This window comes from Burkholderia sp. RS01, from assembly GCF_039748055.1.
Classification (GTDB): Bacteria; Actinomycetota; Actinomycetes; order Actinomycetales; family Micrococcaceae; genus Arthrobacter.
Genome location: NZ_JBDLAK010000021.1, coordinates 46,137 through 60,567, shown reverse-complemented (window position 1 = coordinate 60,567; position 14,431 = coordinate 46,137). Strand labels below are relative to the sequence as shown.

The window sequence follows — 14,431 nt, the reverse complement described above, 5'->3', positions numbered from 1 at the left end:
TGCCGGCCGGATTTAGTGTCCGACGGCGGCGCGCAGCGCGACGAGTTCGCGCAGCTGCTGCACCTCGTCCTGCTGGTGTGCCTGGACGTCCCTGCCGCTGAGGATCCGTTGGCGGGTGAAAGCGAGCCTGGTGGCTGCCCTGACGAACTCCTTCATCTGCGGCGCACGGTGGTAGGCGCCTGCCCAGCGCACGGCCTGCCGCCTCCCGCCGGCGGTGGCCAGCATTTCCACCTCAACCGGCGTGAACCACCCCGCGGCGGCGTACTCGAGGAGCCGCTGGCGCGTGAGGCGCGTTTCGGCAATCCGCAGTACCACGATGCACGCGACCGCCAGCAGGAAGATGGGGACCTGCACCAGCACATACTGGGCCAGGAAGTCCTGCCCCATACTGTTCCAACGGTTGTGCAGGATCATGGCGGGGATGAGGCCCACCACGAAGGCGGCAACCGACGCGCCCGCGTGCCAGCGGCGCGCCGCGAGCCCCATGATCAGACCGGTGGTTCCGGTGAAGATGGCGTGGGCGAAGGGTGACATCACTCCGCGCAGGAAGAAGATCTGGGCGAGGTCGCTGCCGGGCGTGCCCGACTCGGCGATGGCACGGCCAAAGTAGAGGATGTTCTCGGTGAACGCGAAGCCGCCCGCGATGGTGAACGCGAACACCACCCCGTCCACCGGGCCGTCGAAGTTCTTCCGGGCCATCAGGAGCAGCAGGAGCAGGCCCAGGGACTTGGCGAATTCCTCCACTACGGGCGCCTGCACGGTGGTCATGAAGTCCCGGAAGGCGGCCTCGTCCGAGTACGGGGCGGCAAGGGCGAATACGGGCTGGATGAGCAGTGTCACGGCGATGGACACCGCGGCGCCCCACGTGAACGCAAAGAGGAGCAGCCTCTTCGGCTCGGGCTCCCAGCGGTCAATGATGTAGACGGACCCCAGCACGGCACCCAGCGGGACCAGCGACGCGACGAAGCCGATGGCGAACCCGGTGGCCCCGGTGTTGGCCAGCAGGAAGGGCACCACCAGGAACAGGCTGACGAAGGCGAGGATTCCTCCGGCCACGACGAGCCCCAACGCGCCCCCCGACGTCCGGGTGCCGACAGTGGACGCCGACTCCGGGATGACCTGGACGACCGAACCTCCGCCGTGCCCGGGGGCCGGCTGGTAGTTCTGCGGCTGGACGTGACCCATCCAGCTGGGGTTGGTGGCCTGCTCACGGAACTGCCACTGCGGGTCACCGGGGCGGCTGCCCGACGGGCCGGACGCAGGCTGCTGCGGGTTCATCGACATAGGGATGAGCCTATGCGGCGGGGATGCGCGTCGCCAAAGGCCACGGTCAGCCCGGGCACAGCCACCGGCGCCGGCCGCCGCAGGTGTGACCGACGACGCCTCCCGCCGGGGCTGCCCCCGGGCGCCCGTGTGGTAATTTGGGAAGGCAAATGTTCCTTTTTTAATTCCGTCCCGTGAGGCGGGGAAAGGGGAGACGAGCGTTGACTCATGTCACACAGGCACCGGTCCCGGCCAGGGTTGTACTCAACCACGCGGACATCGACCGTGCACTCACTCGTATCGCCCATGAGATCCTTGAGGCCAACAAAGGCTCAAAGGACCTGGTGCTGCTGGGCATCCCACGCCGCGGCTATCCGCTGGCAGTCCGGCTCGCGCAGAAGATCGCAGCCGCCGATCCCGCCGTTGATGCGGCCGCCATCGTCGGGCAGTTGGATGTGACCATGTTCCGCGATGACCTTTCCCACCAGCCCACCAGGCCGCCCCACCACACCCAGTTGCCGCTGTCCGGGATCGACAACAAGGTTGTCGTCCTGATTGACGACGTCCTGTACTCCGGACGCACCATCAGGGCCGCGCTGGACGCGATTGTTGACCTCGGCCGCCCCCGCATCGTGCGGCTGGCCGTGCTGATCGACCGCGGGCACCGGGAGCTTCCGATCCGTGCCGACCACGTGGGCAAGAACCTGCCGACGTCCTCAGCCGAGAAAGTCCGGGTGCGCCTCGAGGAAACCGACGTCATTGACGGCCAGGCTGTCAACGAAGTGGTCATCGAGGCCGGCGCATGAAGCACCTGCTGTCCACCGAGGGCCTCAGCCTGACCAACGCCGTCCGCATCCTCGACACCGCGGAGGAAATGGCCGCCGTCGGCGACCGCGAAGTCAAGAAGCTGCCCGCGCTGCGCGGACGCACCGTGGTCAACCTCTTCTTCGAAGACTCCACCCGGACCCGCATTTCCTTTGAAGCAGCCGCCAAGCGGCTCTCCGCGGACGTCATCAACTTCGCGGCCAAGGGATCGTCCGTGTCCAAGGGCGAGTCCCTCAAGGACACCGCCCAGACGCTGTCCGCAATGGGGGCGGACGCCGTCGTCATCCGCCACTGGGCCTCCGGCGCTCCGCACCGGCTCGCGGCCACCGACTGGATCGACGCCGCCGTCATCAACGCCGGCGACGGCACCCACGAACACCCCACCCAGGCGCTGCTCGACGCCTTCACCATGCGCCGCCACTGGACAAAGCTCGCGGGGCTTTCCTCCAGCGGCGCCGACCTCAAAGGCATGCGCGTGGCGATAGCCGGCGACGTCCTGCACTCCCGCGTGGCCCGCTCCAACGTCTGGCTGCTGCGCACCCTCGGCGCCGAGGTCACCCTCGTGGCGCCGCCCACGCTGCTGCCGATCGGCGTCGAGCAGTGGCCGTGCAGCGTCAGCTACAACATGGACGAAACCCTGGAAAAGGGAGTGGACGCCGTAATGATGCTCCGCGTCCAGGGCGAGCGCATGAATGCCTCGTACTTCCCCTCCACGCGCGAGTATTCACGCCGCTGGGGCTTTGACGACAACAGGCTCCGCGCGCTGGACAGCCTCGGGCTGAAGGACACCATCATCATGCACCCCGGACCCATGAACCGGGGCCTGGAAATTTCCGCGGCCGCCGCCGACTCGCCGCGTTCCACCGTGCTTGCACAGGTGCGCAACGGCGTGTCCGTCCGCATGGCCGCCCTGTACCTGCTGCTCTCCGGGGACACCCGTGAACCAGCCGCCACCCTGAAGGAGAGCAACTGATGGCTGAACAATCCGCCGATACCGGCACAACCACGAACGCCGCAACCGGAAGCCCCGGCACCTACCTCATCCGCGGGGCGGCGATCCTGGGAGCCGCAGCCGAGGACCTGCTCATCCGCGACGGCGTCATTGCCGCGCGCGGCGCAGCCGCCAGCAGCGCCGCCGGAGACGCCACCGTCATCGACGCCGACGGCCTCATCGCCCTGCCGGGCATGGTGGACGTCCACACCCACCTGCGGGAACCGGGCCGGGAAGACGCGGAAACCGTCGAGACCGGAACCCGCGCCGCCGCGCTGGGCGGCTTCACCGCCGTGCACGCCATGGCCAACAGCACGCCCGTGGCCGACACCGCAGGAGTGGTGGAGCAGGTCCACAGCCTGGGCCGCGCCGCCGGCTGGGTCGACGTCCGTCCCGTGGGCGCCGTGACGGTCGGGCTCGCGGGGGAGCAGCTGGCCGAGCTTGGCGCCATGGCCGACTCACGGGCCCAGGTCCGCATGTTCTCGGACGACGGCATTTGCGTCCATGACCCCGTCCTGATGCGCCGCGCCCTCGAATACGTCAAGGCGTTCGACGGCGTGGTGGCCCAGCACGCGCAGGAACCCCGCCTCACGGCCGGGGCGCAGATGAACGAAGGCGACGTCTCCGCCGTCCTCGGGCTCACCGGCTGGCCCGCTGTCGCCGAGGAAAGCATCATCGCCCGCGACGTCCTCCTCACCCAGCACGTCGGATCCCGCCTCCACGTCTGCCACGTGTCCACGGCCGGCTCCGTGGAAATCATCCGCTGGGCCAAGGCCCGCGGCATCAACGTCACCGCTGAAGTGACGCCGCACCACCTCCTGCTCACCGACGAACTGGTCCGCAGCTACGACCCCGTCTACAAGGTCAACCCGCCGCTGCGCACCGACGCGGACGTCCAGGCGCTGCGGGCCGCCCTCGCCGACGGCACCATCGACGTCGTGGGCACGGATCACGCACCGCACCCCTCCGAGCACAAGGAATGCGAGTGGGCGCAGGCGGCGATGGGAATGACGGGCCTGGAGACCGCACTCTCGGTCGTCCAGCACGCCATGATCGAGACCGGCCTTATGACCTGGGCCGATTTCGCCAGGGCCACGTCCATTGCGCCGGCCGGCATCGGCCGCCTCACGGACCAGGGCCGCCCCCTGGAGGAAGGCGAGCCCGCCAACATCATCCTGGTGGACCCGGCCGCGCGCTGGACCGTCGACCCGTCGGCCATGGCCACCATGGGCCGCAACTCGCCGTTCCGCGGCATGGAGCTCCCGGGCAAGGTGGTGGCCACGTTCTTCAAGGGTCACCCCACCGTCCTGGACGGCAAACTCAACACCCCCTACCGTCACCCGGCCGACGCCGCCGCAGCGCCGGCGGGCGGGTACTGATGGACAACAAAGCCCTCACGCTGGTCATCACGCTCCCGCTCATCGCCGTCGTGCTGGTCCTGATCGGCATCGGCTGGCGGAACCGCCTGCGGCGACAGTCCGACGTCGAACAGCTGCCCGCCGTTCCGGCGGAACTGAGCCAGCCGCTTGCCGCCGCCGACGGCCAGTACGTGGCCACCACAACGGCCGGCGACTGGCTGGACCGCATCGCCGTCCAGGGCCTGGGCATCCGCACGAACGCGGAACTCACGGTCCACCCGGAGGGCGTGCTGTTTGAGCGTTCCGGAGCCGGGCCGCTCTTCATCCCGGCGGCCAGGCTGGCCGGCGTCCGCCAGGACAGCGGCATGGCCGGCAAGTTCGTCGAGAAGGACGGCCTTCTGGTTCTCAGCTGGTCCCTCGGCACCCACGAACTGGACACGGGTTTCCGGACCCGACGGGCCGCGGACAAACCGGCCCTCCTCCAGACTCTTCAGGAATTGATCTCCGCAGGCCCCCAGGCCGACGCCCATAGTGGAAAGTAATACAGTGACGGATCCCAACGAAGTAAACACAGCGACTGCACCCCAGGCCGCAAGTTCCACCCCGGCCGCCCTGGTGCTCGAAGACGGCCGCATCTTCCGCGGCACCAGCTACGGCGCCCAGGGCACCGCCCTGGGAGAGGCGGTCTTCGCCACCGGCATGACCGGCTACCAGGAGACCATCACGGACCCGTCCTACGCCCGCCAGCTGGTGGTCCAGACGGCCCCGCACATCGGCAACACCGGTGTGAACAGCGAAGACGCCGAATCCCGCCGCATCTGGGTGGCCGGCTACATCGTCCGCGACGCCGCCCGCCGCCCGTCCAACTGGCGCTCTGAGCGATCTCTTGACTCGGAACTCGTGGAGCAGGGCATCGTGGGCATCCAGGGCGTGGACACCCGGGCCATCACCCGCCACCTGCGCGAGCACAAGACCATGCGCGCCGGCATCTTCTCCGGCGAAGCCGCACAGGCCACCGAAAAGGAACTGCTGGACGTAGTGCTCGCCAGCGAGCCGATGGAAGGCGCCCGCCTGGCCGAGGAAGTCAGCATCGACGAGGCCTACGTCGTGGAACCGAAGGACCACGGCTGGGAGGGCGAGGCCCGGTTCAGCATCGCCGCGATCGACCTCGGCATCAAGGCCATGACGCCCGTCCGCTTCGCCGAGCGCGGCGTCCGCGTCCACGTGCTCCCCGCCACCGCCACCATCGAGGACGTCAGGGCGCTGAACCCGGACGGCTTCTTCATGTCCAACGGCCCCGGCGACCCCGCCACGGCCGACACCCAGGTCAAGCTCCTCCGCACCGTGCTGGACGAGAAGCTGCCCTACTTCGGCATCTGCTTCGGCAACCAGATCCTGGGCCGCGCCCTGGGCTTCGGCACGTACAAGCTCAAGTACGGCCACCGCGGCATCAACCAGCCGGTCATGGACCGCCGCACCGGGAAGGTGGAGATCACGTCGCAGAACCACGGCTTCGCCGTCGACGCCCCGCTTGACGGGCCCACCACGGCACCGGAGGAACGCTTCGGCCGGGTCGAGGTCAGCCACATCAGCCTGAACGACGACGTCGTGGAAGGGCTCGCGTGCCTCGACATCCCGGCGTTCTCGGTCCAGTACCACCCCGAAGCCGCGTCCGGCCCCCACGACGCCGCGTACCTCTTCGACCGCTTCATCGACCTGATGAACGGCACGCGGAACGGCCGTACCGCCAACCTGTCCGGAGAGCCCGTGGACGCTGCGCACCCCGCAGCCGGAACGGATGCGGACGCACAACACGAAACTGACACCAAGACTGAGGACAAGAAGTAATGCCTAAGAGAACTGACCTTAAGAGCGTCCTGGTCATCGGTTCCGGCCCGATCGTGATCGGCCAGGCGGCCGAATTCGACTACTCCGGCACCCAGGCCCTCCGCGTCCTCAAGGAGGAAGGCCTGCGCGTCATCCTCGTCAACTCCAACCCGGCCACCATCATGACGGACCCCGAGTTCGCCGACGCCACCTACATCGAGCCCATCACCCCCGAGGTGGTGGAGAAGATCATCGCCAAGGAGCGCCCGGACGCCCTGCTGCCCACCCTGGGCGGCCAGACGGCGCTGAACACCGCCATCGCCCTGGACAAGAACGGCGTGCTGGAAAAGTACAACGTGGAGCTCATCGGCGCCAACATCGCCGCGATCGAACTCGGCGAGGACCGCGAAAAGTTCAAGGGCGTCGTGGAGCGCTGCGGAGCGGAATCCGCCCGCAGCCACATCATCCACACCATGGACGAGGCACTGAAGGCGGCCGAGGACCTCGGCTACCCCATGGTGGTCCGCCCCTCCTTCACCATGGGCGGGCTGGGCTCCGGCCTCGCCTACACCGAAGACGACCTCCGCCGGATCGTCGGCCAGGGCCTGCAGTACAGCCCCACCAGCGAAGTGCTGCTCGAAGAGAGCATCCTCGGCTGGAAGGAATACGAACTCGAGATGATGCGGGACAAGAACGACAACGTCGTAGTTGTCTGCTCCATCGAGAACTTCGATCCGGTCGGCGTCCACACCGGCGACTCCATCACCGTGGCTCCGGCGCTGACCCTCACGGACCGTGAATACCAGCGGCTGCGCGACATCTCCATCGCCGTCATCCGCGAAGTCGGCGTGGACACCGGCGGCTGCAACATCCAGTTCGCGATCGAGCCGGACACCGGCCGCGTGGTGGTCATCGAAATGAACCCGCGCGTGTCCCGGTCCTCGGCCCTGGCCTCCAAGGCCACCGGCTTCGCCATCGCCAAGATCGCCACCAAGCTCTCGCTCGGCTACACCCTGGACGAGATCCCCAACGACATCACCCAGAAGACACCGGCCTCCTTCGAGCCCACCCTGGACTACGTCGTGGTCAAGGTTCCGCGGTTCGCCTTCGAGAAATTCCCGGCAGCCGATCCGACGCTCACCACCACCATGAAGTCGGTGGGCGAGGCCATGGCCATGGGCCGGAACTTCACCGAAGCCCTGCAGAAGGCGCTGCGGTCCCTCGAGCAGAAGGGGTCCCAGCTGGACTTCAGCCACGTTCCGGAATGGGAAGTTGCGGAGCTGATCGAGAAGGCCAAGCGCCCCACCACGGACCGCCTGCACCAGGTCCAGCGCGCCCTGCTCGGCGGGGCCAGCCTCGAGGACCTGTACGAGGCCACCAAGATCGATCCCTGGTTCCTGGACCAGCTCCAGCTGCTGAACGAGATCTCCCGCGAGATCCGCCAGTCCGGTGCCCTGACGGTGGACATGCTCCAGCGCGCCAAGCGCCACGGCTTCTCCGACGAGCAGATCGGCGCCCTCACGCACAACTCCGAGGCCGTGGTCCGCGGTGTGCGCCAGGCCCTGGGCATCCGCCCGGTCTACAAGACCGTGGACACCTGCGCCGCCGAGTTCGCCGCCTACACCCCGTACCACTACTCGTCCTACGACGAGGAGGACGAGGTGGCCCTGCACGCCAAGCCGTCCATCCTGATCCTCGGCTCCGGGCCCAACCGCATCGGCCAGGGCATCGAGTTCGACTACTCCTGCGTGCACGCCTCCATGGCCCTGCGCAAGGCCGGCTACGAGACCGTCATGGTCAACTGCAACCCGGAGACCGTCTCCACCGACTACGACGTCTCCACCCGCCTGTACTTCGAACCGCTGACCCTGGAGGACGTCCTCGAGGTCATCGCGGCCGAGGAACGCACCGGCGGCGTGATGGGCGTGTTCGTGCAGCTCGGCGGCCAGACCCCGCTCAAGCTGGCCCAGCAGCTGGCCGACGCCGGCGTGCCCATCCTCGGCACGTCACCGGAAGCGATCGACCTCGCCGAGCACCGCGGCGCCTTTGCCCGGGTGCTGGATGAAGCCGGGCTCATCTCCCCGAAGAACGGCACCGCGGTGTCCTTCGAGGACGCCAAGAAGATCGCCGACGAGATCGGCTACCCCGTGCTCGTGCGCCCGTCCTACGTCCTGGGCGGCCGCGGCATGGAAATCGTCTACGACGAGCCCAACCTGTCCCGTTACATCGCCAACGCGACGGAAATCACGCCGGAGCACCCGGTGCTGATCGACCGGTTCCTGGAAGACGCGGTGGAGATCGACGTCGACGCCCTGTTCGACGGCAAGGACATGTACCTCGGCGGCATCATGGAGCACATCGAGGAGGCCGGCATCCACTCCGGAGACTCCGCGTGCGTCCTGCCGCCCATCACGCTGGGCAACAACGTGCTCGAGCGCGTCCGCACCGCCACCCGGGCCATCGCCGAGGGCGTGGGCGTCCGCGGCCTCATCAACATCCAGTTCGCGCTGGCCTCGGACGTCCTGTACGTGCTGGAAGCCAACCCGCGCGCCTCCCGCACCGTGCCGTTCGTCTCCAAGGCCACCGGCGTGCAGATGGCCAAGGCCGCGGCGCTGATCGGCACCGGTGTGACCGTGAACCAGCTGCGCAGCGCCTACAAGATGCTGCCGGAAACCGGCGACGGCTCCACGCTGCCGCTGGATGCGCCTGTCTCGGTCAAGGAAGCGGTCCTGCCGTTCAGCCGCTTCCGCACTCCGGAGGGCAAGGTCGTGGACTCCCTCCTCGGGCCGGAAATGCGCTCCACCGGCGAGGTCATGGGCATCGACAAGCACTTCGACACCGCCTTCGCCAAGAGCCAGGCCGCCGCGAACAATGCCCTGCCCACTGAGGGCAAGATCTTCGTCTCCGTGGCCAACCGGGACAAGCGCTCCGTGATCATGGGTGTCAAGCGCCTCTCCGACCTCGGCTTCGAGATCGTTTCTACCGGCGGCACCGCCGACGTCCTGCGCCGCAACGGCATCCAGGCCACCCCGGTGCGCAAGGTTGCCGAGGGCAGCAGCGCCGAAGGGGAGGGCACCATCGCCGACATGGTGGTGGCCGGCGAAATCGACATGGTGTTCAACACGCCCTCCGGCGGCGAGGCCCGCAGCGACGGCTACGAACTCCGCGCCGCGGCCACCTCGATCGGCATTCCGTGCATCACCACGGTGGCCGAATTCAACGCCGCCGTCCAGGCCATCGAGGCGCTCCGCACCTACGAATGGTCCGTGACCAGCCTGCAGGAGCACGCCGCGGCCCTCAAGGCTTCGCAGAAGGCAGCAGCGGAGAAGGCGGCAGTGCAGCATGCCTGAGTCGGCCTCTGTTGAACCGGCCAGCCGGGAGTCCTTCGGCTCCCGGCTGGGCCGGGCCATGGCCGACCGCGGCCCCTTGTGCGTCGGCATCGACCCGCACCCGGCGCTGCTGGACAGCTGGGGGCTGAACGACGACGCCGCGGGCCTGGAGCGGTTCTCACTCACCGTGCTGGAAGCCGTGGGATCGCTCGCTGCCGCGGTGAAGCCGCAGGTGGCGCTCTACGAGCGCCATGGCTCCGCCGGAATGGCGGCACTCGAGCGGACGCTTGCTGCCGCGGCAGAGGCGGGCGTGCTGAGCATCGCCGACGCCAAGCGCGGCGACATCGGCTCCACCATGGCTGCCTACGCCGACGCGTGGCTGAGGGACGGGTCGTCCCTGGCAGCGGATTCCGTGACGCTGAGCCCCTACCTGGGGTTCGAGTCGCTCCGGCCCGCCCTGGACCTCGCGGCAGCCCACGGCCGCGGCGTGTTTGTCCTGGCTCTCACCTCCAACCCGGAGGGCGCTTCAGTCCAGCACGTGGGCGGAAGCGATTCCGTGGCCCGCAGGATTGTCCAGGCGGCCGCCGGCGAAAACGCGCGGTATCCGGGACCGCTGGGTTCCGTCGGGCTCGTGATCGGGGCCACCGTGGGGACCGCGTTGGCGGACCTCCAGCTTGACCTGGAAGCCGTCCGCGGGCCCATCCTGGCTCCGGGCCTGGGCGCCCAGGGAGCGACCCCCGCGGACCTGCGGCGGACGTTCGGCACGGCCTACGCGCAGGTGCTGGGAACGTCCAGCCGTGACATCCTCAAGGCCGGCCCGGGGATCCGGGCTCTGGCCGACGCGGCGGCGCGCACCCTTGACGGGCTCCGCGCCGAATAGTCCATTGATTTCTCGGGCGGGCAGGGAGTAGGTTCAAGGACAAGTCCAACGCCCGCCCTTGGCCTTGGATCCGCTGGATGACCCCGGGGGAATGACCGTGAGCTTACGACCCTTGTCGCCGCAGGAACGTTCCGATGCGTTGAAGAAGGCCGCGGCGGCGAGGGCTGCCAGGGCTGCCACCAAGGAGAGACTCAAAACGGGTGACCTGTCCATCGCCGAGGTGCTGGACTCCGGGGGCACCGAAGAAGCCATCGCCCGCATGCGCGTTACCGAACTGCTCGAGGCGCTGCCGGGGATCGGAAAAGTCCGGGCAGCGGCCATCATGGACAACCTGGGCATCGCAGCCTCGCGCCGGGTGAGGGGGCTGGGCGTCCACCAGCGCCGGGCGCTGGTAGATTTTATGAACGAGAAATAGATTCATCCGAACAGAGTCATCTGAACACCGCCCAAAGGAATACGTGAGCAAGAAACCCGGACTGACAGTCCTCGCTGGTCCTACGGCTGTTGGCAAAGGCACCGTGTCCACCTATATCCGCGACAATTACCCCGACGTCTGGCTGTCCGTTTCGGCTACCACGCGTGCTCCGCGGCCCGGCGAGGTCGATGGAGTGCACTACTTCTTCAAGTCGAAAGAGGAGTTCGAGTCACTGGTGGCAGCGGGCGAATTCCTTGAATGGGCCGTGGTGCATGGGCAGAACACCTACGGCACGCTGAAGAGCACGGTAAACCAGGCAATTGCCGAAGGCCGCTCCGTCCTGCTGGAGATCGACCTGCAGGGTGCGCGCCAGGTCAAGGATGCCGTTCCGGACGCCCAGTTTGTCTTCCTGGCACCGCCCAGCTGGGACGAAATGGTCCGTCGCCTGGTGGGCCGCGGCACAGAAAGCGCCGAGGAACAGCAGCGCAGGCTGGAAACCGCTAAACTAGAACTTGCCGCTGAGCCGGAGTTCGATCACACGGTCATCAATGATGACGTTCGACGGGCAGCGGACGAGCTTGTTTCACTCATGGGGCTGATCCCGAACCCGCGTTAGGCGCCGGATCGTGCCAGCCCGTTAGAATTTGGAGAATTCGTGTCCACGAACCTTGAAGGCATCATCAACCCGCCGATCGACGAGCTGCTGAAGGCTGCCGATTCGAAGTACGGACTGGTGATTTTCGGTGCCAAGCGTGCACGTCAGATCAACGCTTACTACGCCCAGCTGCACGAGGGCCTGTTCGAGTACGTTGGACCGCTGGTTGACACCAAGCTGAACGAGAAGTCGCTGTCCATCGCGCTGCGCGAGATCAACGAAGGCAAACTGGTCGCCACTCCGGTCGAAGCTGCAGAGTAACTTCCGCAGAGTAAACAGACTGCCTGTTGACGGAGGTCACGTGCGCATAGTCCTCGGAGTCGGGGGAGGGATTGCCGCCTACAAGGTGGCGTCGCTCCTCCGGCTTTTTACTGAAGCCGGCCACAACGTCACGGTCATCCCCACCGAAGCGGCCACCCGCTTCGTCGGTGTGGCAACCTGGGAGGCGCTCTCCGGGAACCCGGTGACCAACAGCGTCTTCGACGACGTCCACCTGGTCAACCACGTCCGGCTCGGTCACGAGGCCGACCTCATGGTCGTGGCCCCGGCGACTGCCGACCTGCTGGCCCGTGCCGCCACCGGGCAGGCCAACGACCTCCTCACCAACACGCTGCTCATGGCCAGCGGGCCCGTGCTCTTTGCCCCCGCCATGCACACCGAAATGTGGCAGCACCCCGCAACCCAGGCCAACGTGGAAACGCTGCGCAGCCGGGGTGCCACCGTGCTGGAACCCGCCAGCGGGCGCCTGACCGGCTCGGACTCCGGCCCGGGGCGCCTGCCTGAACCTGAGGCCATCTTTGAGGCGGCCATGGCGCTGGCGCGCGGCCTGCAGGAATCCGTTCCCGGTCATGGCGGCACTGAAGCCCCGCTCTTTCCGCTCACCGGCCGGACCGTGACCATCAGCGCGGGCGGCACGCGCGAGCCCCTGGACCCCGTCCGGTTCCTCGGAAACCGTTCCTCCGGAAAGCAGGGCGTCGCGCTGGCGGCCGCGGCCCGGGACGCCGGAGCGACGGTGCGGCTCGTGGCCGCGCACATGGAGGTCCCCGCTCCGGCGGGCGTCGAACTGGTGGAGGTTGAGACTGCCCTGCAGCTCCGGGAAGCCGTCCTGACGGCGGCAGCCGATTCCGACGTCGTCATCATGGCCGCCGCGGTGGCGGACTTCCGCCCCGCGGACGTCTCCGACACCAAAATCAAGAAACGGGACGACACCGCTGATCCCGTCATCACGCTGATCCGGAATCCCGACATCCTCCACGAACTCGTTGCCGTCCGCGACGCCGGGGGCAACAGCCAGCTCGTGGTCGGCTTCGCCGCCGAGACGGGGGACGCCCACGGCGACGTCCTCGGGTATGCCGCGGAGAAGCTGAAACGCAAAGGCTGCGACCTTCTGGTGGTGAACCACGTGGGCTCGGACAAGGTTTTTGGCCAGGACCACAACTCGGTGGTCATCCTTTCCCGGACCGGCTCCGAACCCCAATCGGCGTCCGGCTCCAAACAGGACGTGGCCGCCGTAGTCATCGATCGCATCAGCGCCGAGCTGAGCAAGGTCTTTCCGCGAACCTGACGGGCGTAAGGAACGTCTCCTTAGCATGGGGACATACGCTGACGCCCGTCCGTTTGCCAACCAGTAAGGTAGTTGAGTGACTTTACCGCTGCACATTCCAGAATCCCACGGGTCCGTCCCGTCCGCGCTCCGGCTTTTCACGTCCGAGTCCGTGACCGAAGGCCACCCGGACAAGATCTGTGACCAGATCAGTGACGCGATCCTGGACGCACTGCTCGCCAAGGATCCCGAATCCCGCGTCGCCGTGGAGACCATGGCCACCACCGGCCTGGTCCACGTTGCCGGCGAGGTCACCACGGACGCCTATGTCGAGATCCCGCAGATCGTCCGCGAAACCATCCTGGGCATCGGCTACGACTCGTCCGCCAACGGCTTCGACGGCGCCCGCTGCGGCGTGTCCGTATCCATCGGCCAGCAGTCGAACGACATCGCCGGCGGAGTCTTCAATTCACTGGAAGCCCGCGAAGGCCGCCAGGTGGACGACTACGACCTCCAGGGCGCCGGCGACCAAGGCCTCATGTTCGGCTACGCCAGCGACGAGACGCCGTCCTACATGCCCACCCCGATCTGGATCGCCCACCGGCTGTCCGAACGGCTCACCGAGGTGCGCAAGAGCGGCGAACTGTCGTACCTGCGTCCGGACGGCAAGACCCAGGCCACCATCGGGTACGACGGCGACCGGCCCGTTTCGGTCGAAACCATCGTGATCTCCAGCCAGCACGCCGAGGGATTCAGCCTGGACCAGCTCCGGGCCGACCTCGCTTCGCATGTGATCGACCCCGTGCTTGCCCTCGCAAACCTGGATATCTCCCGGACCGCCAACATTCTTAACCCTGCGGGCGCCTTTGTGATCGGCGGTCCGGTGGGCGACGCCGGGCTCACCGGACGCAAGATCATCGTTGACACCTACGGCGGCATGGCACGCCACGGCGGCGGCGCCTTCTCCGGCAAGGACCCGTCCAAGGTGGACCGTTCCGCGGCGTACGCCATGCGCTGGGTGGCCAAGAACGTGGTGGCGGCAGGACTGGCCAAGCGGGCCGAAATCCAGATTGCCTACGCGATCGGCCAGGCCCGTCCCGTCGGCACGTACGTGGAGACGTTCGGAACCGAAACAGTGGATCCTGCCAAGATCAGCGCCGCGATCGCCGAGATCTTCGACCTCCGGCCGCGCGCCATCATCGACGCGCTCGACCTCAAGCGCCCCATCTACGCCAAGACGGCCGCGCACGGCCACTTCGGCCGGGATGATCCCGACTTCACCTGGGAGCGCCTGGACCGCGTGGACGACCTCAAGGCTTACTTCAACGCCTAACCCGTTGCCCCG

At 67.6% G+C, this 14,431-nt stretch carries 13 protein-coding genes; 12 read left to right on the top strand and 1 reads right to left on the bottom strand.

The window, feature by feature from the left end:
* Nucleotides 1-12 precede the first annotated feature (12 nt).
* On the bottom strand, nt 13-1,284 hold the full coding sequence (locus tag ABFP37_RS17835) for a PrsW family intramembrane metalloprotease (RefSeq protein WP_078027869.1): 1,272 nt from the start codon (nt 1,282-1,284) through the stop codon (nt 13-15).
* A 200-nt stretch (nt 1,285-1,484) separates the two neighbouring features.
* On the opposite strand from ABFP37_RS17835, the gene pyrR reads away from it, so the two are divergent.
* From pyrR to metK, 12 genes are all read left to right on the top strand, one after another.
* Nucleotides 1,485-2,069, top strand: coding sequence for a bifunctional pyr operon transcriptional regulator/uracil phosphoribosyltransferase PyrR (pyrR, locus tag ABFP37_RS17830; protein WP_078027868.1), 585 nt, complete (start codon nt 1,485-1,487; stop codon nt 2,067-2,069).
* Entirely contained in the window at nt 2,066-3,061 is a 996-nt protein-coding gene (locus ABFP37_RS17825) for an aspartate carbamoyltransferase catalytic subunit (RefSeq protein WP_144275734.1), read from the top strand. The genes pyrR and ABFP37_RS17825 overlap by 4 nt, the downstream gene beginning before the upstream one ends.
* Entirely contained in the window at nt 3,061-4,458 is a 1,398-nt protein-coding gene (locus tag ABFP37_RS17820; RefSeq protein WP_078027867.1) for a dihydroorotase, read from the top strand. The genes ABFP37_RS17825 and ABFP37_RS17820 overlap by 1 nt, the downstream gene beginning before the upstream one ends.
* Nucleotides 4,458-4,979 (top strand): hypothetical protein, encoded by a 522-nt coding sequence (locus ABFP37_RS17815; RefSeq protein WP_078027866.1) that lies wholly within the window; start codon nt 4,458-4,460, stop codon nt 4,977-4,979. The genes ABFP37_RS17820 and ABFP37_RS17815 overlap by 1 nt, the downstream gene beginning before the upstream one ends.
* Before the next feature lie 4 nt (nt 4,980-4,983).
* Complete coding sequence (gene carA, locus ABFP37_RS17810) at nt 4,984-6,285, top strand: glutamine-hydrolyzing carbamoyl-phosphate synthase small subunit (RefSeq protein WP_347034362.1); 1,302 nt, start codon at nt 4,984-4,986, stop codon at nt 6,283-6,285.
* Nucleotides 6,285-9,614 carry a carbamoyl-phosphate synthase large subunit gene (gene carB / locus ABFP37_RS17805; protein ID WP_078027864.1) on the top strand — a complete coding sequence of 1,110 codons (3,330 nt, stop codon included), beginning with the start codon at nt 6,285-6,287 and terminating at the stop codon, nt 9,612-9,614. Before carA ends, carB begins: the two co-directional genes overlap by 1 nt.
* Nucleotides 9,607-10,473, top strand: a complete 867-nt coding sequence (gene pyrF / locus ABFP37_RS17800) for an orotidine-5'-phosphate decarboxylase (RefSeq protein ID WP_347034361.1) — start codon at nt 9,607-9,609, stop codon at nt 10,471-10,473. The genes carB and pyrF overlap by 8 nt, the downstream gene beginning before the upstream one ends.
* Nucleotides 10,474-10,570: 97 nt before the next feature.
* Entirely contained in the window at nt 10,571-10,888 is a 318-nt protein-coding gene (gene mihF / locus ABFP37_RS17795; RefSeq protein ID WP_185982254.1) for an integration host factor, actinobacterial type, read from the top strand.
* A 43-nt stretch (nt 10,889-10,931) separates the two neighbouring features.
* A complete protein-coding gene (gene gmk, locus ABFP37_RS17790) occupies nt 10,932-11,504 on the top strand; it encodes a guanylate kinase (protein ID WP_078027861.1) in 573 nt (190 codons plus the stop codon).
* A gap of 39 nt (nt 11,505-11,543) precedes the next feature.
* Nucleotides 11,544-11,804, top strand: a complete 261-nt coding sequence (rpoZ, locus tag ABFP37_RS17785) for a DNA-directed RNA polymerase subunit omega (protein WP_056635274.1) — start codon at nt 11,544-11,546, stop codon at nt 11,802-11,804.
* Between the two features lie 40 nt (nt 11,805-11,844).
* A complete protein-coding gene (gene coaBC, locus ABFP37_RS17780) occupies nt 11,845-13,107 on the top strand; it encodes a bifunctional phosphopantothenoylcysteine decarboxylase/phosphopantothenate--cysteine ligase CoaBC (protein WP_078027860.1) in 1,263 nt (420 codons plus the stop codon).
* A 76-nt stretch (nt 13,108-13,183) separates the two neighbouring features.
* Nucleotides 13,184-14,419, top strand: coding sequence for a methionine adenosyltransferase (metK, locus tag ABFP37_RS17775; RefSeq protein WP_078027859.1), 1,236 nt, complete (start codon nt 13,184-13,186; stop codon nt 14,417-14,419).
* Nucleotides 14,420-14,431 lie beyond the last annotated feature (12 nt).

What these genes read in the sequence shown, in the direction of transcription:
- ABFP37_RS17825 (WP_144275734.1), top strand. Translation starts at nt 2,066, where the DNA reads ATGAAGCACCTGCTGTCCACCGAGGGCCTCAGCCTGACCAACGCCGTC.
- ABFP37_RS17815 (WP_078027866.1), top strand. Translation starts at nt 4,458, where the DNA reads ATGGACAACAAAGCCCTCACGCTGGTCATCACGCTCCCGCTCATCGCC.
- carB (WP_078027864.1), top strand. Translation starts at nt 6,285, where the DNA reads ATGCCTAAGAGAACTGACCTTAAGAGCGTCCTGGTCATCGGTTCCGGC.
- pyrF (WP_347034361.1), top strand. Translation starts at nt 9,607, where the DNA reads ATGCCTGAGTCGGCCTCTGTTGAACCGGCCAGCCGGGAGTCCTTCGGC.
- ABFP37_RS17820 (WP_078027867.1), top strand. Translation starts at nt 3,061, where the DNA reads ATGGCTGAACAATCCGCCGATACCGGCACAACCACGAACGCCGCAACC.
- ABFP37_RS17835 (WP_078027869.1), bottom strand. Translation starts at nt 1,284, where the DNA reads ATGTCGATGAACCCGCAGCAGCCTGCGTCCGGCCCGTCGGGCAGCCGC.